The following is a 21,353-nucleotide window of genomic DNA, read 5'->3' on the forward strand; positions in this document are numbered from 1 at the left end:
AGCGCGCAGCGCTCACAAAATCCGTGGGGGCCGCTGCGCAGCCCAGCGGGAGCAAGCTCCCTCGCCACAAAAGCTTCCTCGCCACATAACCCTTCTCACGATGCATATCCGGCCAGTCACGCTTTGTCTTCATCCGCCGCAGGTCCTGCCGGCAAAGTAAACCCCGACACCGAGCGGCGCAGCTGGCTGGCCATTTTCGCCAGGTTGCCGATGCTCTCGGCGGTGGCGGTGGAGCCGGACGAGGTTTGCGTGGTGATCTGCTGGATCACGTTCATGGTCAGGGAAATCTGCCCCGCCGAGGTGGTCTGTTGCTGGGCCGCGTTGGAAATGCTCTGGATCAGCGCCGCCAGGGTCTTGGACACGCCCTCGATTTCTTCCAGGGCGACGCCGGCATCCTGGGCCAGCCGAGCCCCGCGCACCACTTCGGTGGTGGTTTGCTCCATGGAGATCACCGCTTCGTTGGTGTCGGCCTGGATCGCCCGCACCAGGGTCTCGATTTGCCGGGTCGCCGCCGAAGAACGTTCCGCCAGCCGCTGCACTTCATCGGCCACCACGGCAAACCCGCGCCCGGCATCACCGGCCATGGACGCCTGGATGGCGGCGTTGAGGGCCAGGATGTTGGTCTGGTCGGCGATGTCGTCGATCAGGCTGACAATATCGCCAATCTCCTGGGACGACTCACCCAGGCGCTTGATGCGCTTGGCGGTGTCCTGGATCTGCTCGCGAATGTTGTCCATGCCATGAATGGTGTTGTGCACCACCTCGTTGCCCTTGTTGGCAATTTCCACCGAACGCTCGGCCACCGCCGACGACTCGGCGGCATTGGCCGACACCTGGTCGATGGACTGGGCCATTTCATTGATTGAAGTCGAAGCTTCGCTGATCTGCTGGGCCTGGTGCTCGGAAGCCTGGGCCAGGTGCATCGCCGTGGCCTGGGTTTCCTGCACGGCGGCGGCGACCTGGCCGGCGGTGAGGTTGATGGTGGCGACCAGATCGCGCAGTTGATCCACCGAGTAATTGATGGAGTCGGCGATGGTGCCAGTGAAGTCTTCGGTCACCGAAGCGGTGACGGTCAAGTCACCGTCGGCCAGGTCTTCGATTTCGTCCAGCAAACGCATGATCGCGTTCTGGTTACGCTCGTTCTTTTCCGCCGTTTCCCGAAGCTGGCGGTTGGTTTCGCGGACCATCACCAGCCCGATCAGGATGATCGACATCAGCGCCAGCAGGCCCAGCACATAACCGCCGATGCTGTTGACCGAGCGCCCACCGGCCAGGTTCTCGAAGGCCGTGGCCAGGTGCGAGGCTTCGTCGAGCAGGGTTTGCGACAGGTTGAAGATATTGCCGGCCGATTCGCGGACTTTGAACAGCTCCGGGGAGGTTTCGAGTATTTCGTCCACCGAGCCCGAGACAAACTCGAACAGCTCGCTGATTTCGGCCAGGCGTGCGCGGGCGTCGCGGTCCTGGACCTGGGAAATCTTCAAGGCCGGGTCACCTTGCAGCATGCCATTGAGCACTTGGCCGAAACGCTCGGCGTCGCGGCCAAAGGTGTCGGCGGCCTGGCTGGCGTTCTCGTCCCCGGCCAACACGGTGTTCACCGCGCCGAGAATCCGCTCGGCCAGCAGCGACTGGCGCTGGGCCATGGCTACCTGGGCGGCAGGCGCGCCGCGCTGGAGCAAAATCTCGACGACTTTTTCGTACTCGACCTGCAATTGCGGCACGGTTTCAGCCAGGGTCGCCGCCACCTGATGCAGCGACAACACAGTCTGTTCGCTGGAGAGAATGGCGTCGGTGTTCTGGAGCAGACGCTCCCAGTCCAACTGCACGGCGCGCATCTGCGGACGCAGGGTGGCAGGAGCCGGTGGCAAGCCGGTCACCGGGTCCCCCTGCTTCAGGTAACCCCAGCGCTGGGCAAAATCATTGCGCGCATCGCTCAGCAACTTGAACGCCGCAGGCTTGCCAGCGGCGGCCTCGGTGGCGTTCTTGGCGATGCGTTGGGACAGTACCCGCAACTCACCGGCGTGGCCGATGTACTGCTTGTCGTAGGTGGACTGGGTGTTGAGGTAAGCGAAGTTGGCGAACAGCAACATGATGAAGACTATCAATGCGACGAACAGCACGATGATCTGCGAACGACTGCGCGACGCTTCCAGTGGCTTGCCTGTTTTTGCTTTGCTCATCGGTTCTCGCCTGTACTGCCCAAAACCCCAACCCACCGCCACCCATTGTGGGAGCACGCTTGCTCGCGATGGCGCCAGCACCATCAATATTGATGCAAGCTGTACCGCCGCTATCGCGAGCAAGCTCGCTCCCACAGGGGCCGCATTACGGCCTGTTAAATTGCCACATCCATGAACCCCGGCGAGCGCGTCAACGCAAACGGGCTGAACACTTGCCACTGGCGCTCGCCGCGAAAACGACCTTTGACGAAGGCCGCCTCCGGGCCGTCGAGATCGTCCGCAAGCGTCGTTTCCAGGCTGTCCTGGGCAAAATGCTGCAGCCCGAGGACCTCGTCCACCAACAACCCGGTGAACACCTCGTCGTGATCGACCACCAATACCCGCCGCTGCTTGCGCACCGACGAAAGTTCATGACCGAAGTAACCGCACAGGTCCATCAGTGGCAACAATCGCCCACGCAGGTTAGCCACACCACGAACCCATGGCTTGACCCCGGGTAAATGCGTGTAACGCGGCTCATGCAGCACTTCACTGACTTCGCCCATGGGCGCCACGTACCAGTGTTCACCCAAGCGAAAGCCGATGCCGCTCCAACTGGCGCGATGGGTCGGTTGGGACGGCAGGTCCGCCCCCAGTAGCCGGCAGCGCCGATCGATCTGCAGCAGCAGCTCGAAAGCGGTCAGGGATGGGCTCATGGCCGCGCCTTCAACCCACCAGCACTTTGTTCAGGGTCGCGATCAGGGTTTCTTCGTCCACCGGTTTGGTCAGGTAGTCCTTCGCGCCCTGGCGCGTGCCCCAGACCTTGTCGGTGTCCTGGTCCTTGGTGGTGATGATGATCACCGGGATGTGCCCGGTGTCCGGGTCCTTGGTCAACTGGCGCGTGGCCTGGAAACCGTTGAGGCCGGGCATGACGATGTCCATCAATACGGCATCGGGTTTTTCCTGGCGGGCCAGGGCCACACCGTCGGCGCCGTTTTCAGCCTTCAAGACCTCGTGGCCGTGCTTTTCCAGCATGCCGGTCAATTTGTACATTTCGGTCGGCGAATCATCGACGATCAGGATACGTGCCATGGTGTTCCCCATTTTTGTTGACCCCAGGCCCATTGGCCGAGCGTCATTAATGTGCCTGGTGCGGCTGGACAGCGGCAAAGCCCGGGACATGGGCTTGTATCGCACCCAGCAGTTCTTCCTTGCTGAACGGCTTGGTCAAAAACTGATCGGAGCCGACGATGCGCCCCTTGGCCTTGTCGAACAGCCCGTCCCGGGACGACAGCATGATCACCGGCGTGGCCTTGAACGCGCTGTTGTTCTTGATCAGGGCGCAGGTCTGGTAACCGTCCAGACGCGGCATCATGATGTCGACAAAGATAATGCCCGGATGATGATCGGCAATCTTGGCCAGGGCATCGAAGCCGTCGACGGCCGTGATCACCTCGCACCCCACGTTGCGCAGCAGGGTTTCGGCGGTGCGGCGGATGGTCTTCGAATCGTCGATGACCATGACCTTCAAGGCGCTGGGTTGCTGCTGCGTAGGATGCTCTGCCATTGCCACTGCGGACCGGTTTTTAACGCTTGAGAGTGAACGACAGCGCAAACCCTTGATGTTCAAGGCCCGCACGTCACATGGCAGCCTTTTTAGCACAGTCTCCATCGCCGATCTATCGGCCACTCGGCGCGGTGGTTTTTCCTTGACCGCCAATCTTCCGGGCGCCACTCTGACGCCACTTTTTCACGCCATTTGTGCCCATCAAATTTTCGAGGAACCAAGCCATGAGCGTACGCGTCGGCATTGTCATGGACCCTATCGCCAGCATTTCCTATAAAAAGGATAGCTCGCTGGCCATGCTGCTGGCCGCTCAAAAGCGCGGCTGGGAGTTGTTCTATATGGAGCAGCGCGACCTCTACCAGGCCGAAGGCCAGGCGCGGGCGCGGATGAAGCCGCTGAAAGTCTTCGCCAACCCCGAGAAGTGGTTTGAACTGGGCGACGAAAGCGACGCGCTGCTGAGCGACCTGGACGTGATCCTGATGCGCAAGGATCCGCCGTTCGACATGGAGTTCGTGTACTCCACCTACCTGCTGGAGCAGGCGGAAAACGCTGGTGTGCTGGTGGTCAACAAGCCCCAGAGCCTGCGTGACTGCAACGAAAAGCTGTTCGCCACACTGTTCCCGCAGTGCACGCCACCCACCATTGTCAGCCGTCGACCGGACGTGTTGCGCGAATTCGCCGACCACCACGGCGACGTGATTCTCAAGCCCCTGGACGGCATGGGCGGCTCCTCGATTTTCCGTCACACCGCCGGCCACCCGAACCTGTCCGTGATCCTGGAAACCCTGACTTTGCACGGCAAGCAGCAGATCATGATCCAGGGTTACCTGCCGGCCATCGTCGATGGCGACAAGCGCATCCTGATGATCGACGGCGAACCGGTGGATTATTGCCTGGCGCGCATCCCGGCCGCCGGTGAAACCCGTGGCAACCTGGCGGCCGGCGGTCGTGGCGAAGCGCGTCCGTTGACCGAGAAAGACCGCTGGATCGCGGCCCAGGTCGGCCCGACCCTGCGCGAGAAAGGCCTGCTGTTCGTGGGCCTGGACGTGATCGGCGAGCACCTGACGGAAATCAACGTCACCAGCCCGACCTGCATCCGCGAGATTGACAACGCCTTTGGCACCGACATCGGCGGGATGCTGATGGATGCCATCGATCAGAAGCTCAAGGCTCGTTGATCCAGATCCTGCTGAAGGAAACCCACATTGCGTTATCATGCCCGGCCTGAAAAAAACGCGATGTTGGTTTCCTTGTCATGACACTCCCGTCCGATCTGCCCCCAGAGCTTGCCCATCGTGGCGTGCGCCCGGCCGATCGCCTCGGTTTTACCCTGTTCCTGGCGGCACTGATCCACCTGGCCTTGCTGCTGGGCGTCGGGTTTGCCACGGTCGAACCCAAGCAGATCAGCCGGACGCTGGAAATCACCCTGGCCACCTTCAAGAGCGAAACGAAGCCGGCAAAGGCGGATTTCCTGGCCCAGGAAAACCAGCAGGGCAGCGGCACCCTGGAAGAAAAGGCGATTCCCAAGACCACCGAGATCGCACCGTTCCAGGACAATAAGGTGCAAAAGATCACCCCACCGCCCTCGGCCAAGCCCGAAGTGCAGGAAACGGCGCCCAAGGCCGCCGTGACCACCGTGGCGCCCAAACCGAAAAAAGCCCCGGTCAAGGAAGAGGTCAAGCCCGATCCCAAGCCCAAGGCGCCGGCACCCACTTTCGACAGTTCCCAGCTGTCCAGCGACATCGCCAGCCTGGAAGCCGAACTGGCCCAGGAGCAACAGCTGTATGCCAAACGCCCGCGCATCCACCGCCTGAGCGCCGCCTCGACCATGCGCGACAAGGGCGCCTGGTACAAGGACGAATGGCGCAAGAAGGTCGAGCGCATCGGCAACCTCAACTACCCCGACGAAGCCCGGCGCAAACAGATCTACGGCAACTTGCGGCTCATGGTCTCGATCAACCGCGACGGCTCGCTGTATGAAGTATTGGTGCTGGAGTCCTCCGGCCAGCCACTGCTGGACCAAGCCGCCCAGCGGATCGTGCGCCTGGCTGCACCGTTCGCGCCGTTTACCGGGGATTTGTCGGACATCGACCGGCTGGAAATCATCCGCACCTGGAAGTTTGCCCGGGGCGACCGGCTTTTCAGCAATTGATCCACCGCCAATCCCTTTGTGGGAGCGAGCTTGCTCGCGATAGCCATGGATCATTCAACATGGATGGCGACTGACACATCGCATCGCGAGCAAGCTCGCTCCCACAGGGTTTTCATGTCGGTTTCGGGTATTTCCTGCACATCCCCAGCTTGTCAGTTCGCCCCTCGGCCGCCACACTAGCGCCTATGAAAAACGTCAGCCCCACCTACCTCAAGCATCAATTCCTGATTGCCATGCCGCACATGGCTGATCCGCACTTTGCCCACACCTTGACCTACATCGTCGAGCACACGGCCAATGGCGCCATGGGGCTGGTGATCAATCGCCCGCAGGAGCTGAACCTGGCGGACATTCTTGAGCAGTTGCGTCCCGACATCGAACCGCCAATCCTGTGCCAGCACGTGCCGATTTTCATCGGCGGCCCGGTGCAGACCGATCGCGGTTTCGTGCTCCATCCGTCGGGGCCGACCTACCAGGCCACCGTGGACCTGAACGGCGTGTCGCTGTCCACGTCCCAGGACGTGCTGTTCGCCATCGCCGACGGTGTAGGCCCGGAAAAAAGCCTGATCGCCCTCGGCTATGCCGGTTGGGAAGCCGGGCAACTGGAAGCCGAGCTGGCCGACAACGCCTGGCTGACGTGCCCGTTCGACGCCGACATCCTGTTCAACACCAGCAGCGAACTGCGCCTGGAAGCGGCGGCCAGCCGGCTGGGGGTCAACCTCAGTCTGCTCACCAGCCAGGCGGGACACGCCTGATGGCCCTGCGCCTGCTACTGGGTTTCGACTACGGCACCAAACAGATCGGCGTCGCGGTGGGCCAGGTCATCACCGGCCAGGCCCGCGAACTGTGCACGTTGAAGGCGCAGAACGGCATTCCCGACTGGAACCAGGTCGAAGCGCTGATCAAGGAATGGAAACCTGACGCCGTGGTGGTCGGCCTGCCGCTGAACATGGACGGGACGCCCAGCGACATGTGCCTGCGCGCCGAAAAATTCGCCCGCAGGCTCAATGGCCGCTTCAACTTGCCCTTTTATACTCATGACGAACGCCTGACCACCTTCGAAGCCAAGGGCGAGCGCCTGGTGCGTGGTGGGCAGAAAGGCAGTTACCGCGACAACCCGGTGGACGCCATCGCGGCCGCCCTGCTGCTGCAAGGCTGGCTCGACGCCAACACCGCTCTGTTTGAAACCTGATTTTTTTACAAAGCGCCGCCAAGGCGCTTTCTTTTAGCGATAAGCCGCGCCACTCACCACCGGCCCGGGAACCTGAAGGAGCCAGCATGAGCCTGCCCAATCCTGCCGAACTGATCAGCCAGATGGCGATTCGTCTCACGGCGCACCTGGAACACCGCGGCATCAGCGAACCGCGCTACATCGGTATTCGCACCGGTGGCGTCTGGGTCGCCCAGGCCTTGCTCGATGAACTGGGCAGCCAATCGCCCTTGGGCACCCTGGATGTGTCGTTCTACCGCGACGACTTCAGCCAGAACGGCCTGCACCCGCAAGTGCGCCCTTCGGCCCTGCCGTTCGAGATTGAAGGCCAGCATCTGGTATTGATCGACGACGTGCTGATGAGTGGCCGGACCATCCGCGCCGCCATGAACGAACTGTTCGACTATGGCCGCCCGGCCAGTGTGACCCTGGTGTGCCTGCTGGACCTGGACGCCGGCGAGCTGCCGATCCGCCCGAACGTGGTCGGCGCGACGCTGACGCTGGCCGCCCATGAGCGGGTCAAGCTCTCCGGCCCATCGCCGCTGCAACTCGAACTGCAAGACCTTGCCCTTTAACTGCCCTTGTAAGAGTCCATCGCGATGACGCCTCTCGAAACCAAGCGCCCGCTGCAGCTCAACGATCAGGGCCAGCTGCGGCACTTCCTGTCCCTCGACGGCCTGCGCCGCGAGCTGCTGACGGAAATCCTCGACACCGCCGACTCGTTCCTTGAGGTCGGTGCCCGGGCGGTGAAGAAAGTCCCGCTGCTGCGCGGCAAGACCGTGTGCAACGTGTTCTTCGAAAACTCCACCCGCACCCGCACCACCTTCGAACTGGCGGCCCAGCGGCTCTCGGCGGACGTGATCACCCTCAACGTGTCGACATCCTCGGCGAGCAAGGGCGAAACCCTGCTCGACACCCTGCGCAACCTCGAAGCCATGGCTGCCGACATGTTCGTCGTGCGTCACGGTGATTCCGGCGCCGCGCACTTCATTGCCGAACACGTGTGCCCGCAGGTGGCGATCATCAATGGCGGTGACGGCCGTCATGCCCATCCGACCCAGGGCATGCTGGACATGCTGACCATCCGCCGGCACAAGGGCAGCTTCGAGAACCTGTCGGTGGCCATCGTCGGCGACATCCTGCACTCGCGGGTGGCCCGTTCGAACATGCTGGCCCTCAAGACCCTCGGTTGCCCGGACATCCGCGTGATCGCGCCGAAGACCCTGCTGCCCATCGGCGTCGAGCAATACGGCGTGAAGGTCTACACCGACATGACCGAAGGCCTCAAGGATGTGGACGTGGTGATCATGCTGCGCCTGCAACGTGAACGCATGACCGGCGGCTTGCTGCCCAGCGAAGGCGAGTTCTACCGCCTGTTCGGCCTGACCACCGCCCGCCTGGCCGGGGCCAAGCCGGACGCCATCGTCATGCACCCCGGACCGATCAACCGCGGCGTGGAAATCGAGTCGGCAGTGGCCGACGGTCCGCACTCGGTGATCCTCAACCAAGTGACCTACGGCATCGCCATCCGCATGGCCGTGCTGTCCATGGCCATGAGCGGGCAAACGGCCCAGCGCCAATTCGACCAGGAGAACGCCCAGTGAAGCTCAGCATTCTCGGCGCACGCTTGATCGATCCAGCCAGTGGCCTGGATCAAGTGACCGACATCCATATCGATGCCTGCAAGATCGTCGCCCTGGGCGCCGCTCCGGTCGGCTTCGTGGCCGTCGAGGTCCTCGACGCCCATGGCCTGGTGGCCGCCCCTGGCCTGGTGGACCTGAACGTCGCCCTGCGCGAACCCGGCTACAGCCGTAAAGGCAGCATCGTCAGTGAAACCCGGGCCGCCGCCGCTGGTGGCGTCACCAGTCTGTGCTGTCCGCCGCAGACCAAACCGGTGCTGGATACGTCGGCCGTGGCCGAACTGATCCTCGACCGCGCCCGCGAGGCCGGCAACGCCAAGGTCTTCCCCATCGGTGCGTTGAGCAAAGGCCTCGACGGCGAGCAACTGGCAGAGCTCATCGCGCTGCGCGACGCCGGTTGCGTGGCATTCGGCAACGGCCTGAACACGTTTCGCAACACCCGCACCTTGTGCCGCGCCCTGGAATACGCGGCGACCTTCGGCCTGACGGTGATCTTCAACTCGCAGGATCACGACCTGGCCGAAGGCGGCCTCGCTCACGAAGGCCCGACCGCCAGTTTCCTTGGCCTGCCGGGCATTCCGGAAACCGCAGAGACCGTGGCCCTGGCCCGGGACCTGCTGTTGGTGGAACAGAGCGGCGTACGCGCGCACTTCAGCCAACTGACCAGTGCCCGCGGCGCGGCACTGATCGCCCAGGCCCAGGCCCGCGGGCTGCCAGTCACCGCCGATGTGGCGCTGTACCAGTTGATCCTGACCGACGAAGCGCTGATCGACTTCAACAGCGTCTATCACGTCCAGCCGCCGCTGCGCACCCGCGCCGACCGCGACGGCCTGCGCGAGGCGGTGAAATCCGGGGTGATCTCGGCCATCTCCAGCCATCACCAACCCCATGAGCGCGATGCCAAGCTGGCACCGTTCGGCGCCACCGAGCCGGGCATCAGCAGCGTCGAACTGCTGCTGCCGCTGGCCCTGACGCTGGTGGAAGACGGCTTGCTGGACCTGCCGACCCTGCTGGCACGCCTGAGCGCCGGCCCGGCCCAGGCGCTGCAATTGCCGGCGGGGAAACTGGCGGTTGGCGCGGCGGCGGATTTGGTGCTGTTCGATCCCACGGCGTCCACTGTGGCAGGTGAAGCCTGGCGCTCCAAGGGCGACAACTGCCCGTTCCTGGGCCACAGTTTGCCGGGTGTGGTGCGCTACACCTTGATGGACGGGCGGATAACCCACCAGGCCTGATACCGCGTCGCCCTTATCGCGAGCAGGCTCGCTCCCACATTGGATCTTCAGTGATCACATGATTTGTGAACACCTCGGATTAAATGTGGGAGCGAGCCTGCTCGCGAATGTAGGCAACTCGGTCTAGCTGACTTAGTGAAAAGCCCCCCGCTTCTGCGCATTGCGAATCGAAACCTGATCGTTCAGCGTCCAGAAGTCATACAGCACCCCCAGGAAAAACACCCCACCCGTCAGCAGGTAAAGGATCCCGCTGAGCCATTTGCCCTGGTACATGCGGTGTACACCCAACACGCCGAGAAACGTCAGCAGGACCCACGCCACGCTGTATTCGAGGGGACCCGGGGTAAAACGCAAGTCCGCTTCGCGATCCATGGCCGGGATCAGGAACAGGTCGATCAACCAACCGATGCCCAGCAGGCCGAAGGTGAAGAACCAGATCGTGCCGGTGACCGGCTTGCCGTAATAGAAGCGGTGGGCGCCGGTGAAGCCGAAAATCCAGAGCAAATAGCCAATGACTTTGCTGTGGGTATCCCGGATAGCGTCCTGTTGATAGCTGTTCATGAATGGCCTCTTTGCCTCGATAGATAAATTTTTTCGGACTTTTTGTGACTTTTTTGTGTCTGGCCGACAGGCGGTTCCGGACCACTTGAACCAAGGAAACCCCCGTGGTGTCGGGGTTCTGTCGGACAATCGGGACAATTTGCCGCAATTGTGCGGGGTTCGTGGCGGCTTTCGAATCGACAAACGGCCTCAGGAACGCGGAAAAAGCTGTTATAAAGTTGCGCGCTAACCTCTAAGAGCCCTGCCTAATGCGTCCATTTTTCAAGACATGGCTAACCATTTGCCTATTAATGCCACTGGCCGCCCACGCCACCAATCGTGAGCAACGTCTTCCCAACGTCAACGGCTACACTCCGAAATCCCATGTTTCTGCTCCTTCGAGCAAGAACAAGCAAAACGTCCAGCGCTTGAGCACAGCTAACAGCAAGCTGGTTCCGCCGATGGCGACCAAAACCAGCAGCAACGTATTGAGCCGCGCCGTAAATGTACTCGGCACACCTTATCGTTGGGGCGGCAGCAGCCCAAGTAAAGGCTTCGATTGCAGCGGTTTGGTGAAATATGCTTTCAACGACGCCACGTTCGACCTGCCACGCACTTCCAATGCGATGGCCTCCGGTCACGGCGAGAAAGTCGATCGCAAGGATCTCAAGCCCGGCGACCTGATTTTCTTCAAGCTCAAGAGCCGGCGAGTCAACCACGTTGCCATCTACCTGGGCAATGACCGCTTCATCCATGCTCCGCGCCGTGGCAAGTCGGTGAGCATCGACACCTTGAACAAACCGTATTGGAACACCCATTACGTGGTTGCCAAGCGCGTCTTGCCGAAAGAGCCGGGTGGGTTGCGGGTGGTTCAGCGCTGATCTGAAGCGCCCTGTGGCGAGGGAGCTTGCTCCCGCTGGGTGGCGCAGCCGCCCCAAACAGACCCATGATCTCTGTGGCCCCCATTATTTTGGGTCCGCTTCGCGGCCCAGCGGGAGCAAGCTCCCTCGCCACAGGGGTTCCACCATCCCTCTCTAAAAGTTATCCGGCGTACGCGCCTTCTCCCGCGCATGCTCGCGGCTGATCAGACCTTTGCTCAGCAAATCCTTCAAACACATATCCAGCGTCTGCATCCCCAACGAACCGCCGGTCTGGATCGACGAGTACATCTGCGCGATTTTGTCTTCGCGGATCAGGTTCCGGATAGCCGAGGTGCCCAGCATGATCTCGTGCGCGGCAATCCGGCCTCCACCGATTTTCTTGACCAGTGTTTGTGAAATCACCGCCTGCAGTGACTCCGACAGCATCGAGCGAACCATGGACTTCTCGTCGCCGGGGAACACGTCGACCACCCGGTCGATGGTCTTGGCCGCCGACGTGGTGTGCAGGGTGCCGAACACCAGGTGCCCGGTTTCAGCGGCGGTCAGCGCCAGGCGAATGGTTTCCAGATCGCGCATCTCCCCCACCAGGATTACGTCCGGGTCTTCCCGCAGCGCCGAACGCAGGGCCGTGGAGAAGCTTTGGGTATCGCGGTGCACTTCGCGCTGGTTGATCAGGCACTTGCGTGGTTCGTGGACAAATTCGATGGGGTCCTCAATGGTGAGGATGTGATGGTGCTTGTGGCTGTTGAGGTAGTCGATCATCGCCGCCAGGGTGGTGGATTTACCCGAGCCGGTCGGTCCAGTCACCAACACCAGCCCGCGCGGCGATTCGGTCACTTTGCGAAACACCTCGCCCATCCCCAGGTCTTCCATGGTCAGGACTTTCGACGGGATGGTACGGAACACCGCCCCTGCGCCGCGATTCTGATTGAAGGCGTTGACCCGAAACCGGGCGACGCCCGGCACGTCGAAGGAAAAATCGGTTTCCAGGAATTTTTCGTAATCCACCCGCTGCCGGTCGTTCATGATGTCGTAGATCAGCTCATGAACCTGCTTGTGGTCCAGCGCCGGCAGGTTGATCCGCCGTACATCGCCATCGACGCGGATCATCGGCGGCAGCCCAGCGGACAGGTGCAAGTCCGACGCGCCCTGTTTGGCGCTGAACGCCAGTAACTCAGTGATATCCATAGCGCTCCTCAATTCCAGTAGAATGCCGCGAACCTCACCGCTGGCGCTTCCTTATGTCCACGATAGCAGACAACATTGCTCAGGTTAGTTCGCGTATCCGCGCTGCGGAGCAGGCCGCCCAGCGTGCCGAGGGCGGTGTCCAGCTGCTGGCCGTGAGCAAGACCAAGCCCGCCCAGGCCTTGCGCGAAGCCCATGCCGCCGGCCTGCGGGACTTCGGCGAGAACTATCTGCAAGAAGCACTGGGCAAACAGGCCGAACTGACCGACCTGCCCTTGATCTGGCACTTCATCGGCCCCATTCAATCGAACAAGACGCGCGCTATTGCCGAACACTTCGACTGGGTGCATTCCGTGGATCGCTTGAAAGTTGCACAACGCCTGTCCGAGCAGCGCCCCGCCGAGCTGCCGCCGCTGAACATCTGCATCCAGGTCAATGTCAGCGGTGAAGCCAGCAAGTCCGGTTGCACCCCCGCCGACCTGCCCGCGCTGGCAAACGCCATCGGCGCCTTGCCACGCCTGAAGCTGCGCGGGTTGATGGCGATTCCCGAGCCGACCGATGATCGCGACGCCCAGGATGCCGCCTTCGCCGCTGTGCAACGTTTGCAAGCCAGCCTGGACCTGCCACTGGACACCCTCTCCATGGGCATGAGCCATGACCTCGAGTCGGCCATTGCCCAGGGCGCCACTTGGGTGCGCATCGGTACCGCATTGTTTGGTGCCCGCGACTACGGTCACTCCTGAAGCATGACCCACTCATTTCTTTAATAAGGACCTGTCATGAGCAACACGCGTATTGCCTTCATCGGCGCCGGCAACATGGCCGCCAGCCTGATCGGCGGCCTGCGGGCCAAGGGCCTGGACGCTTCCCGGATCCGCGCCAGCGATCCGGGTGAAGAGACCCGCACCCGCGTGAGCGCCGAGCATGGCATCGACACCTTCGCCGACAACGCCCAGGCCATCGACGGCGTGGACGTCATCGTGCTGGCGGTCAAGCCGCAAGCGATGAAAACCGTGTGCGAAGCCCTGCGCCCAAGCCTCAAGCCCCATCAACTGGTGGTGTCGATTGCTGCGGGCATCACCTGCGCCAGCATGAACAACTGGCTAGGTGCCCAGCCGATCGTACGGTGCATGCCCAATACCCCGGCGCTGTTGCGCCAAGGCGTCAGCGGGCTGTTCGCCACCGCACAAGTGACCGCAGAGCAACGCCAGCAGGCCGAAGAATTGCTGTCGGCCGTCGGCCTGGCACTGTGGCTGGAAACCGAGCAACAACTGGACGCCGTCACCGCCGTCTCTGGCTCGGGCCCGGCCTACTTCTTCCTGCTGATCGAAGCCATGACCGCCGCTGGCGAGAAACTCGGCCTGCCGCGGGAGATCGCCGCCCAACTGACCGTGCAAACCGCCTTGGGCGCCGCGCACATGGCGGCCTCCAGCGATGTCGACGCGGCCGAGCTGCGTCGCCGCGTAACCTCGCCGGCCGGCACCACCGAAGCCGCCATCAAATCGTTCCAGGCCGGGGGCTTCGAAGCCCTGGTGGAAAATGCACTCGGCGCCGCCGCGCACCGCTCGGCCGAAATGGCCGAACAACTGGGCCAATAAGGAGCCATTCATGATTGGATTGAACACTGCAGCGGTCTACGTGCTGCAAACCCTCGGCAGCCTGTACTTGCTGATCGTGTTGCTGCGCTTCGTGCTGCAACTGGTGCGCGCCAACTTCTACAACCCGCTGTGCCAGTTCATCGTCAAGGCCACCCAGCCGCTGCTCAAGCCGCTGCGTCGGATCATCCCAAGCGTGTTCGGCCTGGACATGTCCTCTCTGGTGCTGGCGATCCTGGTGCAACTGGCGCTGATGGCCCTGACCCTGCTGCTGACCTACGGCACCACCGGTAACCCGCTGCAGCTGCTGATCTGGTCGCTCATTGGCGTGACCGCGCTGTTCCTGAAGATTTTCTTCTTCGCCCTGATCATCAGCGTGATCCTGTCGTGGGTCGCACCCGCCAGCCACAACCCCGGTGCCGAACTGGTGAACCAGATCTGCGAACCGGCCCTCGCGCCGTTCCGCCGTATCGTGCCAAACCTTGGCGGCCTGGATATCTCGCCGATCCTGGCGTTCATGGTGCTCAAGCTGATCGACATGCTGGTGATCAACAACCTGGCAGCAATGACGCTGATGCCGGATATCCTGCGCCTGCTGATCTGAGCCACATGAGCTACTTTCGTTGGGACGGCGACGACCTGATCCTGGAGTGCCACCTGCAACCAGCAGCCCGCAGCGATGATTTCGCCGGGCTGCACGGTGACCGCCTCAAGATCCGTCTCACCGCCCCGCCGGTCGAGGGCAAGGCCAACGCGTACCTGATGGCGTTCCTGGCCAAGGCGTTTGGCGTGTCCAAGAGCCAGGTCAGCCTGATCAGCGGCGAATTGAACCGGCAGAAGCGGGTGCGGATTCATGCGCCGAAGAAGCTGCCGGAGTTGCCTGGGTTCGTCCGGCCTACCTGATGAATGACCAACCCTGTGGCGAGGGAGCTTGCTCCCGCTGGGCTGCGAAGCAGCCCCCAACCAGGCACTGATGGCATGGGACATCCGCCTGACAGGGCCGCTTCGCGCCCCAGCGGGAGCAAGCTCCCTCGCCACAAAGAAACTCATCCGGCGCAGGGTTTTCACTCAAGAAACAATCAGCTCAGCCCGTTGCTTGCCGCTTGCCACAGCGGTCTTTAGACTTACGCCTCATTTCAACGCGAGCAGGGTCGATGCCAGCTGCCTTTCCCCCCGATTCCGTTGGTCTGGTGACGCCGCAAACGGCGCATTTCAGCGAGCCCCTGGCCCTGGCCTGCGGCCGTTCGTTGCCAGCCTATGACCTGATCTACGAAACCTACGGCACCCTCAATGCCACGGCGAGCAACGCCGTGCTGATTTGCCACGCCTTGTCGGGGCATCACCATGCCGCCGGCTACCACAGCATCGACGACCGCAAGCCAGGTTGGTGGGACAGTTGCATCGGCCCGGGCAAGCCCATCGATACCAGCAAATTTTTCGTGGTCAGCCTGAACAACCTCGGTGGCTGCAACGGCTCCACGGGTCCCAGCAGCCTCAACCCGGACACCGGCAAGCCCTTCGGCGCCGACTTCCCGGTACTGACCGTCGAAGACTGGGTCCACAGCCAAGCACGCCTGGCCGATCGCCTCGGCATCGCACAGTGGGCCGCAGTCATCGGTGGCAGCCTGGGCGGCATGCAAGCGTTGCAGTGGACCATCACCTACCCGGACCGCGTGCGCCATTGCCTGGCGATCGCCTCGGCCCCGAAGCTGTCGGCGCAGAACATCGCCTTCAACGAAGTGGCGCGCCAGGCGATCCTCACCGATCCCGAATTCCACGGTGGCTCGTTCCAGGAACACGGCGTGATCCCCAAGCGCGGCTTGATGCTGGCGCGGATGGTCGGGCACATCACCTACCTGTCCGATGACTCGATGGGCGAAAAATTCGGCCGTGGCCTCAAGAGCGAGAAGCTCAACTACGACTTCCACAGCGTCGAGTTCCAGGTGGAAAGCTACCTGCGCTACCAGGGCGAGGAGTTCTCCGGGCGCTTCGACGCCAATACCTACCTGTTGATGACCAAGGCGCTGGATTACTTCGATCCAGCGGCGAACTTCGACGATAACCTGGCGAAAACCTTCGCCGGCGCCACCGCCAAGTTCTGCGTGATGTCGTTCACCACCGATTGGCGCTTCTCCCCGGCGCGCTCCCGGGAATTGGTGGACGCGCTGATGGCCGCGCGCAAGGACGTCTGCTACCTGGAGATCGACGCACCCCAGGGCCACGACGCCTTTTTGATCCCGATCCCGCGCTACCTGCAGGCGTTCGGCAACTACATGAACCGTATAACGCTGTGAGGACGCCATGAGAGCCGATCTGGACATCATCCAGGAATGGATCCCCGCCGGCAGCCGCGTGCTCGACCTGGGCTGCGGCAACGGCGAACTGCTGACCTGGCTGCGGGACAACAAGCAAGTGACCGGCTACGGCCTGGAAAACGACCCGGACAACATCGCCGAGTGCGTGGCCAAGGGCATCAACGTGATCGAGCAGGACCTGGACAAGGGCCTGGGCAACTTCGCCAGCAACAGCTTCGACGTCGTGGTCATGACCCAGGCGCTGCAAGCGGTGCACTACCCGGACAAGATCCTCGACGAAATGCTGCGGGTCGGGCGCCAGTGCATCATCACCTTCCCCAATTTCGGGCATTGGCGTTGCCGCTGGTACCTGGCGAGCAAGGGCCGCATGCCGGTATCGGATTTCCTGCCCTACACCTGGTACAACACGCCGAACATCCACTTCTGTACCTTCGAGGATTTCGAGGCACTGTGCCGCGAACGCCAGGCCAAGGTCATCGATCGCCTGGCGGTGGACCAACAGCACCGCCACGGGTGGGCCAGCAAGCTATGGCCTAATCTGTTAGGTGAAATAGGCATCTATCGGGTCAGCAGCCCAGGCCTTGCCGATCATCAGGTCGCGGTGTAATCCCCGGCCGTACCAGGAGCACGACATGAAACGTCTAGGGTTGTTTCTCATCACCGCCTGCCTGAGTGTTGGCGCCATGGCCGCCGATGTCATCAAGGGCGAGCGCAAGGAAGTGTTCGGTGACGTCACCGTGCACTACAACACGTTCAACTCCACCTTCCTGACGCCGGACATTGCCAAGGCTGCCGAGCTGATTCGCAGCAAGAACCAAGGTGTGATCAATGTCTCGGTGATCAAAAGCGGCAAGCCATTGATCGCCAATGTCAGCGGCACGGTGAAGGACCTGACCAGCAAGACCGTCCCCCTCTCCTTCCGCCAGATCACCGAACAAGGCGCGATCTATTACATCGCCCAGTATCCAGTGGACCAACAGGAAACCCGCACCTTTGAAATCAAGGTGCAAACCGGCGACAAGATCAACACCATCAACTTCAACCAGGAACTGTTCCCGGGCCAATGATGAACCTCACCCAACTCGTACTGGCCAGCCACAACGCCGGCAAGCTCAAGGAACTCCAGGCCATGCTCGGTGGATCGGTGCAGTTGCGCTCGATTGGCGAGTTCAGCCAGGTGGAACCTGAAGAAACCGGTCTGTCATTCGTCGAGAACGCCATCCTCAAGGCCCGCAACGCCGCGCGCATCTCGGGCCTGCCGGCGTTGGCCGACGATTCCGGGCTGGCGGTGGACTTTCTCGGCGGCGCGCCGGGCATCTACTCGGCCCGTTACGCCGACGGCCAAGGAGACGCGGCGAACAACGCCAAGCTGCTCGAGGCTCTCAAGGACGTACCGGAAGCCGAGCGCGGCGCGCAGTTCGTGTGCGTCCTGGCCCTGGTCCGGCATGCCGATGATCCGCTGCCGATCCTGTGCGAAGGCTTGTGGCACGGGCGCATTCTCACCGAAGCCAGCGGCGAACACGGTTTCGGCTACGACCCGCTGTTCTGGGTCCCGGAACGCAATTGCTCCAGCGCCGAGCTGGGCCCGGTGGAAAAGAACCAACTGAGCCACCGCGCCCGCGCCATGGCCCTGCTGCGTCAACGCCTGGGCCTGCAATGACCACTGATTCTCCCGCACCGCTGATTCACGGCGGCGCACACACACCTCGGGCGCCGCTGCCGGTGCTGCCGCCGCTGGCGTTGTACATCCACATCCCGTGGTGTGTACGCAAATGCCCTTACTGCGATTTCAACTCCCACACCGCCAGCCCGCAGCTGCCGGAAGAGGAATACGTCGACGCTTTGCTGGCCGATCTCGATCAGGACCTGCACGGGGTTCATGGCCGCGAACTGAGCTCGATCTTCTTCGGTGGCGGCACGCCAAGCCTGTTCAGTGCCCAGGCCCTGGGCCGATTGCTCAAGGGGGTCGAGGCGCGGATAGCGTTTGCCCATGACATTGAAATCACCCTGGAAGCCAACCCTGGCACGTTCGAGCAAGAGAAGTTCGTCGCTTACCGGGCCCTGGGCATCAATCGCCTGTCCATCGGCATCCAGAGCTTCCAGCAGGCCAAGCTCGAGGCCCTGGGGCGGATCCACAACGGTGACGAGGCAGTGCGCGCTGCCGGCATGGCCCGTCAGGCCGGGTTCGACAACTTCAACCTAGACTTGATGCATGGCCTGCCCGACCAGTCCCTCGACGACGCCTTGAGTGATTTGCGCCAAGCCATCGCCTTGAAGCCGACCCACCTGTCCTGGTATCAACTGACCCTGGAACCGAACACGGTGTTCTGGAACCAGCCGCCGACATTGCCGGAAGACGACACGCTGTGGGACATCCAGGAAGCCGGGCAAGCACTGCTGGCCCAGCACGGCTACGCCCAATACGAAGTCTCGGCCTACGCCCAACCCGGTCGGGCGGCGCGGCATAACCTCAATTATTGGAGTTTCGGCGACTTCATCGGCATCGGCGCCGGCGCCCATGGCAAGCTCAGCCATCCGGACGGGCGCATCGTGCGCACCTGGAAGACCCGCCTGCCCAAGGACTACCTCAACCCGGCCAAGCGCTTCCTCGCCGGCGAGAAAACCCTGGCCAACGAAGAGCTGCCCTTCGAGTTCCTGATGAACGCCCTGCGCCTGACTGAAGGCGTGGAAGCGCGGCTATACCCGGAGCGCACAGGCCTGCCCCTGGAAAGCCTGGCCGAAGGCCGGCGCGATGCAGAACAAAGTGGGTTGTTGCAGGTCGAGCCGACACGTCTGGCGGCCACCGAGCGCGGACAGCTGTTCCTCAACGACTTGCTGCAGACATTTTTGAGCTAATTACCCAAACAAGGAAATCGAATGGATCTGGTACTCGACCTGCTCGCCACCGTGTCCCGCTGGAGCCGCAGCAACCTGTCGGAAATCTCCCTGGCACTGGTAGGTTGCCTGCTGGTGCTGTTTGGCGCTGACATCAAGGGCTGGGTCGAGCAGCGCCTGGGCAGCATTGCCGGCGCCTTGCGCGTCCCCTTGATCGCCCTGCTGTGCATGATCGGCAGCGGCGCGGCACTGATCTACGCCACGCCGTGGGTCGTCAGGGGGCTGAGCCAGTTCAACAACTACAGCCTGGCGCCGGTATTGTTGGTGGTGCTGGTGTTGATTGGCGTGGTGGCGGATCGTCGCTGATCCCTCAGACGCCACAAAACAAATGTGGGAGCGAGCCTGCTCGCGAATGCGGTGTGTCAATCAACGAAACATCGTCTGACACACCCTCTTCGCGAGCAGGCTCGCTCCCACAGGAGATCCCATTTCAACAGGATCTTCGGGTGCTTACGCCACCTTCTCGAACTTCAAATCCCAAACCCCATGCCCCAGCCGTTCTCCACGGCGTTCGAACTTGGTGACCGGCCGTTCGGCCGGGCGTGGGACGCACTTGCCGTCTTCGGCCAGATTGCGATATCCCGGCGCGACGTTCATCACTTCCAGCATGTATTCGGCGTAGGGCTCCCAGTCGGTGGCCATGTGCAGCACACCGCCGACCTTCAACTTGCTGCGCACCAGCTCAGCGAACGACGCCTGGACGATACGGCGCTTGTGGTGACGGCTTTTGTGCCACGGGTCCGGGAAGAACAGCATCAGCCGATCAAGGCTGTTGTCGGCCACGCAGCGGTTGAGCACTTCGATAGCGTCGCAATCGTAGACCCGCAGGTTGGTCAGCCCTTGGGTCAGCACGCCGTTGAGCAGCGCACCGACGCCAGGACGGTGTACTTCCACGCCGATGAAATCCTGCTCCGGCGCGGCGGCGGCCATTTCCAGCAGCGAGTGGCCCATGCCAAAGCCGATTTCCAGCGAGCGCGGGGCCGAACGGCCGAACAACTGGTCAAAATCCACCGGCGCATCGGCCAGGGGCAGGACAAACAGCGGCGTGCCCTGGTCCAGGCCACGTTGCTGGCCTTCGGTCATGCGCCCGGCGCGCATCACGAAACTCTTGATGCGGCGGTGTTGGCGCTCTTCGCCTTCTTCCGGCAGGACAGGCGTGTCGTTCGATTCAGTCATCAATGGCTCTTACTTGATCAGACCATCCAGCGGCGAGGAGGCGCTGGCGTAGAGTTTTTTCGGCATGCGGCCGGCAAGGTACGCCAGGCGCCCGGCGACAATGGCGTGTTTCATCGCTTCGGCCATCAGGATCGGTTGCTGGGCGTGGGCGATGGCGGAGTTCATCAGCACCGCTTCGCAACCCAGTTCCATGGCGATGGTCGCGTCGGAGGCGGTACCGACACCGGCATCCACCAGCACCGGGATCTTGGCTTCTTCAAGGATGATCTGCAGGTTGTACGGGTTGCAGATCCCCAGGCCCGTGCCGATCAAACCGGCCAGCGGCATGACCGCGATGCAGCCGATTTCCGCCAGTTGACGGGCGATGATCGGGTCATCGCTGGTGTACACCATCACGTCGAAACCTTCCTTGACCAGGGTTTCTGCGGCCTTGAGGGTTTCGATCACGTTGGGGAACAAGGTTTTCTGGTCAGCCAGCACTTCCAGTTTCACCAGGTTGTGGCCGTCGAGCAGTTCGCGGGCCAAGCGGCAGGTGCGCACGGCCTCGATGGCGTCGAAGCAGCCGGCGGTGTTCGGCAGGATGGTGTAGCGATCTGGCGGCAGGATATCCAGCAGGTTCGGCTCGCCCGGGTTCTGGCCGATGTTGGTCCGGCGCACGGCGACGGTCACGATCTCGGCGCCCGAGGCTTCGATGGCCAGGCGGGTTTCTTCCATGTCGCGGTACTTGCCGGTGCCTACCAGCAAGCGCGACTGGTAGGTACGACCGGCCAGGACGAAGGGCTTGTCGCTACGAACGATGCTCATGGGAA

General features: G+C 62.4%; 26 protein-coding genes. 18 read left to right on the forward strand and 8 right to left on the reverse strand.

Going from position 1 to position 21,353, the window contains the following annotated elements; translation table 11 throughout:
• Nucleotides 1-116 precede the first annotated feature (116 nt).
• The 4 genes from QNH97_RS26935 to QNH97_RS26950 all read right to left on the reverse strand — a co-directional run bounded on the left by QNH97_RS26935 (nt 117) and on the right by QNH97_RS26950 (nt 3,723).
• Nucleotides 117-2,177 (reverse strand): methyl-accepting chemotaxis protein, encoded by a 2,061-nt coding sequence (locus QNH97_RS26935; protein ID WP_283554656.1) that lies wholly within the window; start codon nt 2,175-2,177, stop codon nt 117-119.
• A 155-nt stretch (nt 2,178-2,332) separates the two neighbouring features.
• On the reverse strand, nt 2,333-2,872 hold the full coding sequence (locus QNH97_RS26940) for a chemotaxis protein CheW (protein WP_283554657.1): 540 nt from the start codon (nt 2,870-2,872) through the stop codon (nt 2,333-2,335).
• A 10-nt stretch (nt 2,873-2,882) separates the two neighbouring features.
• Nucleotides 2,883-3,248, reverse strand: coding sequence for a twitching motility response regulator PilH (pilH, locus tag QNH97_RS26945; protein WP_283554658.1), 366 nt, complete (start codon nt 3,246-3,248; stop codon nt 2,883-2,885).
• Nucleotides 3,249-3,294: 46 nt separating this feature from the next.
• On the reverse strand, nt 3,295-3,723 hold the full coding sequence (locus tag QNH97_RS26950; RefSeq protein ID WP_283554659.1) for a response regulator: 429 nt from the start codon (nt 3,721-3,723) through the stop codon (nt 3,295-3,297).
• Nucleotides 3,724-3,947: 224 nt separating this feature from the next.
• On the opposite strand from QNH97_RS26950, the gene gshB reads away from it, so the two are divergent.
• From gshB to QNH97_RS26985, 7 genes are all read left to right on the forward strand, one after another.
• Nucleotides 3,948-4,901 carry a glutathione synthase gene (gene gshB, locus QNH97_RS26955; protein ID WP_053126210.1) on the forward strand — a complete coding sequence of 318 codons (954 nt, stop codon included), beginning with the start codon at nt 3,948-3,950 and terminating at the stop codon, nt 4,899-4,901.
• A gap of 77 nt (nt 4,902-4,978) precedes the next feature.
• Nucleotides 4,979-5,875 carry an energy transducer TonB gene (locus QNH97_RS26960; protein WP_283554660.1) on the forward strand — a complete coding sequence of 299 codons (897 nt, stop codon included), beginning with the start codon at nt 4,979-4,981 and terminating at the stop codon, nt 5,873-5,875.
• Between the two features lie 185 nt (nt 5,876-6,060).
• Nucleotides 6,061-6,630, forward strand: coding sequence for a YqgE/AlgH family protein (locus QNH97_RS26965; RefSeq protein ID WP_283554661.1), 570 nt, complete (start codon nt 6,061-6,063; stop codon nt 6,628-6,630).
• Nucleotides 6,630-7,067 (forward strand): Holliday junction resolvase RuvX, encoded by a 438-nt coding sequence (gene ruvX, locus QNH97_RS26970; protein WP_283554662.1) that lies wholly within the window; start codon nt 6,630-6,632, stop codon nt 7,065-7,067. The genes QNH97_RS26965 and ruvX overlap by 1 nt, the downstream gene beginning before the upstream one ends.
• A gap of 86 nt (nt 7,068-7,153) precedes the next feature.
• Nucleotides 7,154-7,660, forward strand: a complete 507-nt coding sequence (pyrR, locus tag QNH97_RS26975; RefSeq protein WP_135847618.1) for a bifunctional pyr operon transcriptional regulator/uracil phosphoribosyltransferase PyrR — start codon at nt 7,154-7,156, stop codon at nt 7,658-7,660.
• A gap of 24 nt (nt 7,661-7,684) precedes the next feature.
• The gene (locus tag QNH97_RS26980; RefSeq protein ID WP_003177495.1) at nt 7,685-8,689 is read left to right on the forward strand and encodes an aspartate carbamoyltransferase catalytic subunit; all 1,005 of its coding nucleotides are present in this window, start codon (nt 7,685-7,687) and stop codon (nt 8,687-8,689) included.
• Nucleotides 8,686-9,957, forward strand: coding sequence for a dihydroorotase (locus QNH97_RS26985; protein WP_283554663.1), 1,272 nt, complete (start codon nt 8,686-8,688; stop codon nt 9,955-9,957). Before QNH97_RS26980 ends, QNH97_RS26985 begins: the two co-directional genes overlap by 4 nt.
• A gap of 132 nt (nt 9,958-10,089) precedes the next feature.
• On the opposite strand, the gene QNH97_RS26990 is transcribed toward QNH97_RS26985, so the two are convergent.
• Nucleotides 10,090-10,518, reverse strand: coding sequence for an NINE protein (locus QNH97_RS26990; protein WP_283554664.1), 429 nt, complete (start codon nt 10,516-10,518; stop codon nt 10,090-10,092).
• A 248-nt stretch (nt 10,519-10,766) separates the two neighbouring features.
• Between QNH97_RS26990 and QNH97_RS26995 the strand changes: the two genes are divergently transcribed.
• Complete coding sequence (locus tag QNH97_RS26995; protein WP_283554665.1) at nt 10,767-11,378, forward strand: C40 family peptidase; 612 nt, start codon at nt 10,767-10,769, stop codon at nt 11,376-11,378.
• A gap of 153 nt (nt 11,379-11,531) precedes the next feature.
• Here QNH97_RS26995 and QNH97_RS27000 read toward each other — a convergent pair whose 3' ends face one another.
• Complete coding sequence (locus QNH97_RS27000) at nt 11,532-12,566, reverse strand: type IV pilus twitching motility protein PilT (protein ID WP_283554666.1); 1,035 nt, start codon at nt 12,564-12,566, stop codon at nt 11,532-11,534.
• Between the two features lie 53 nt (nt 12,567-12,619).
• Here QNH97_RS27000 and QNH97_RS27005 point away from each other — a divergent pair, with 53 nt between their 5' ends.
• The 10 genes from QNH97_RS27005 (at nt 12,620) to QNH97_RS27050 (ending at nt 19,674) form a co-directional block, all read left to right on the forward strand.
• Nucleotides 12,620-13,306 carry a YggS family pyridoxal phosphate-dependent enzyme gene (locus tag QNH97_RS27005; protein ID WP_283554667.1) on the forward strand — a complete coding sequence of 229 codons (687 nt, stop codon included), beginning with the start codon at nt 12,620-12,622 and terminating at the stop codon, nt 13,304-13,306.
• A gap of 36 nt (nt 13,307-13,342) precedes the next feature.
• A complete protein-coding gene (gene proC, locus QNH97_RS27010) occupies nt 13,343-14,161 on the forward strand; it encodes a pyrroline-5-carboxylate reductase (protein WP_283554668.1) in 819 nt (272 codons plus the stop codon).
• A 10-nt stretch (nt 14,162-14,171) separates the two neighbouring features.
• Entirely contained in the window at nt 14,172-14,762 is a 591-nt protein-coding gene (locus QNH97_RS27015; RefSeq protein ID WP_283554669.1) for a YggT family protein, read from the forward strand.
• Nucleotides 14,763-14,767: 5 nt separating this feature from the next.
• The gene (locus tag QNH97_RS27020) at nt 14,768-15,061 is read left to right on the forward strand and encodes a DUF167 domain-containing protein (RefSeq protein ID WP_283554670.1); all 294 of its coding nucleotides are present in this window, start codon (nt 14,768-14,770) and stop codon (nt 15,059-15,061) included.
• Between the two features lie 251 nt (nt 15,062-15,312).
• Nucleotides 15,313-16,452 carry a homoserine O-succinyltransferase MetX gene (gene metX, locus QNH97_RS27025; protein WP_283554671.1) on the forward strand — a complete coding sequence of 380 codons (1,140 nt, stop codon included), beginning with the start codon at nt 15,313-15,315 and terminating at the stop codon, nt 16,450-16,452.
• A gap of 7 nt (nt 16,453-16,459) precedes the next feature.
• Nucleotides 16,460-17,080: a methionine biosynthesis protein MetW gene (metW, locus tag QNH97_RS27030; RefSeq protein WP_283554672.1), complete on the forward strand. Its 621-nt coding sequence runs from the start codon at nt 16,460-16,462 to the stop codon at nt 17,078-17,080.
• 25 nt (nt 17,081-17,105) lie between these two features.
• The gene (locus tag QNH97_RS27035) at nt 17,106-17,540 is read left to right on the forward strand and encodes a DUF4426 domain-containing protein (protein WP_283554673.1); all 435 of its coding nucleotides are present in this window, start codon (nt 17,106-17,108) and stop codon (nt 17,538-17,540) included.
• A complete protein-coding gene (rdgB, locus tag QNH97_RS27040) occupies nt 17,537-18,133 on the forward strand; it encodes an RdgB/HAM1 family non-canonical purine NTP pyrophosphatase (RefSeq protein WP_185045904.1) in 597 nt (198 codons plus the stop codon). Before QNH97_RS27035 ends, rdgB begins: the two co-directional genes overlap by 4 nt.
• Complete coding sequence (gene hemW / locus QNH97_RS27045; RefSeq protein WP_283554674.1) at nt 18,130-19,329, forward strand: radical SAM family heme chaperone HemW; 1,200 nt, start codon at nt 18,130-18,132, stop codon at nt 19,327-19,329. Before rdgB ends, hemW begins: the two co-directional genes overlap by 4 nt.
• A 21-nt stretch (nt 19,330-19,350) precedes the next feature.
• Complete coding sequence (locus tag QNH97_RS27050) at nt 19,351-19,674, forward strand: DUF3392 domain-containing protein (RefSeq protein ID WP_003177482.1); 324 nt, start codon at nt 19,351-19,353, stop codon at nt 19,672-19,674.
• Nucleotides 19,675-19,818: 144 nt separating this feature from the next.
• Here QNH97_RS27050 and trmB read toward each other — a convergent pair whose 3' ends face one another.
• The gene (trmB, locus tag QNH97_RS27055) at nt 19,819-20,544 is read right to left on the reverse strand and encodes a tRNA (guanosine(46)-N7)-methyltransferase TrmB (RefSeq protein ID WP_283554675.1); all 726 of its coding nucleotides are present in this window, start codon (nt 20,542-20,544) and stop codon (nt 19,819-19,821) included.
• Nucleotides 20,545-20,553: 9 nt separating this feature from the next.
• On the reverse strand, nt 20,554-21,348 hold the full coding sequence (locus tag QNH97_RS27060) for a thiazole synthase (protein ID WP_003177480.1): 795 nt from the start codon (nt 21,346-21,348) through the stop codon (nt 20,554-20,556).
• Between the last annotated feature and the right edge of the window lie 5 nt (nt 21,349-21,353).

It is taken from the genome of Pseudomonas sp. G2-4, assembly GCF_030064125.1.
GTDB lineage: Bacteria > Pseudomonadota > Gammaproteobacteria > Pseudomonadales > Pseudomonadaceae > Aquipseudomonas.

Bases quoted from the DNA above. Each gene is read 5' to 3' on its own strand.
- QNH97_RS27020 (WP_283554670.1), top strand. From the start codon at position 14,768: ATGAGCTACTTTCGTTGGGACGGCGACGACCTGATCCTGGAGTGCCAC.
- QNH97_RS26960 (WP_283554660.1), top strand. From the start codon at position 4,979: ATGACACTCCCGTCCGATCTGCCCCCAGAGCTTGCCCATCGTGGCGTG.
- QNH97_RS26990 (WP_283554664.1), bottom strand. From the start codon at position 10,518: ATGAACAGCTATCAACAGGACGCTATCCGGGATACCCACAGCAAAGTC.
- QNH97_RS27005 (WP_283554667.1), top strand. From the start codon at position 12,620: ATGTCCACGATAGCAGACAACATTGCTCAGGTTAGTTCGCGTATCCGC.
- QNH97_RS27000 (WP_283554666.1), bottom strand. From the start codon at position 12,566: ATGGATATCACTGAGTTACTGGCGTTCAGCGCCAAACAGGGCGCGTCG.
- rdgB (WP_185045904.1), top strand. From the start codon at position 17,537: ATGATGAACCTCACCCAACTCGTACTGGCCAGCCACAACGCCGGCAAG.
- hemW (WP_283554674.1), top strand. From the start codon at position 18,130: ATGACCACTGATTCTCCCGCACCGCTGATTCACGGCGGCGCACACACA.
- proC (WP_283554668.1), top strand. From the start codon at position 13,343: ATGAGCAACACGCGTATTGCCTTCATCGGCGCCGGCAACATGGCCGCC.
- QNH97_RS26965 (WP_283554661.1), top strand. From the start codon at position 6,061: ATGAAAAACGTCAGCCCCACCTACCTCAAGCATCAATTCCTGATTGCC.
- gshB (WP_053126210.1), top strand. From the start codon at position 3,948: ATGAGCGTACGCGTCGGCATTGTCATGGACCCTATCGCCAGCATTTCC.
- metX (WP_283554671.1), top strand. From the start codon at position 15,313: ATGCCAGCTGCCTTTCCCCCCGATTCCGTTGGTCTGGTGACGCCGCAA.
- metW (WP_283554672.1), top strand. From the start codon at position 16,460: ATGAGAGCCGATCTGGACATCATCCAGGAATGGATCCCCGCCGGCAGC.
- trmB (WP_283554675.1), bottom strand. From the start codon at position 20,544: ATGACTGAATCGAACGACACGCCTGTCCTGCCGGAAGAAGGCGAAGAG.
- QNH97_RS26935 (WP_283554656.1), bottom strand. From the start codon at position 2,177: ATGAGCAAAGCAAAAACAGGCAAGCCACTGGAAGCGTCGCGCAGTCGT.
- QNH97_RS26950 (WP_283554659.1), bottom strand. From the start codon at position 3,723: ATGGCAGAGCATCCTACGCAGCAGCAACCCAGCGCCTTGAAGGTCATG.
- QNH97_RS26995 (WP_283554665.1), top strand. From the start codon at position 10,767: ATGCGTCCATTTTTCAAGACATGGCTAACCATTTGCCTATTAATGCCA.
- QNH97_RS27015 (WP_283554669.1), top strand. From the start codon at position 14,172: ATGATTGGATTGAACACTGCAGCGGTCTACGTGCTGCAAACCCTCGGC.
- ruvX (WP_283554662.1), top strand. From the start codon at position 6,630: ATGGCCCTGCGCCTGCTACTGGGTTTCGACTACGGCACCAAACAGATC.
- pilH (WP_283554658.1), bottom strand. From the start codon at position 3,248: ATGGCACGTATCCTGATCGTCGATGATTCGCCGACCGAAATGTACAAA.
- QNH97_RS26940 (WP_283554657.1), bottom strand. From the start codon at position 2,872: ATGAGCCCATCCCTGACCGCTTTCGAGCTGCTGCTGCAGATCGATCGG.
- QNH97_RS27035 (WP_283554673.1), top strand. From the start codon at position 17,106: ATGAAACGTCTAGGGTTGTTTCTCATCACCGCCTGCCTGAGTGTTGGC.
- QNH97_RS27060 (WP_003177480.1), bottom strand. From the start codon at position 21,348: ATGAGCATCGTTCGTAGCGACAAGCCCTTCGTCCTGGCCGGTCGTACC.
- QNH97_RS27050 (WP_003177482.1), top strand. From the start codon at position 19,351: ATGGATCTGGTACTCGACCTGCTCGCCACCGTGTCCCGCTGGAGCCGC.
- QNH97_RS26980 (WP_003177495.1), top strand. From the start codon at position 7,685: ATGACGCCTCTCGAAACCAAGCGCCCGCTGCAGCTCAACGATCAGGGC.
- pyrR (WP_135847618.1), top strand. From the start codon at position 7,154: ATGAGCCTGCCCAATCCTGCCGAACTGATCAGCCAGATGGCGATTCGT.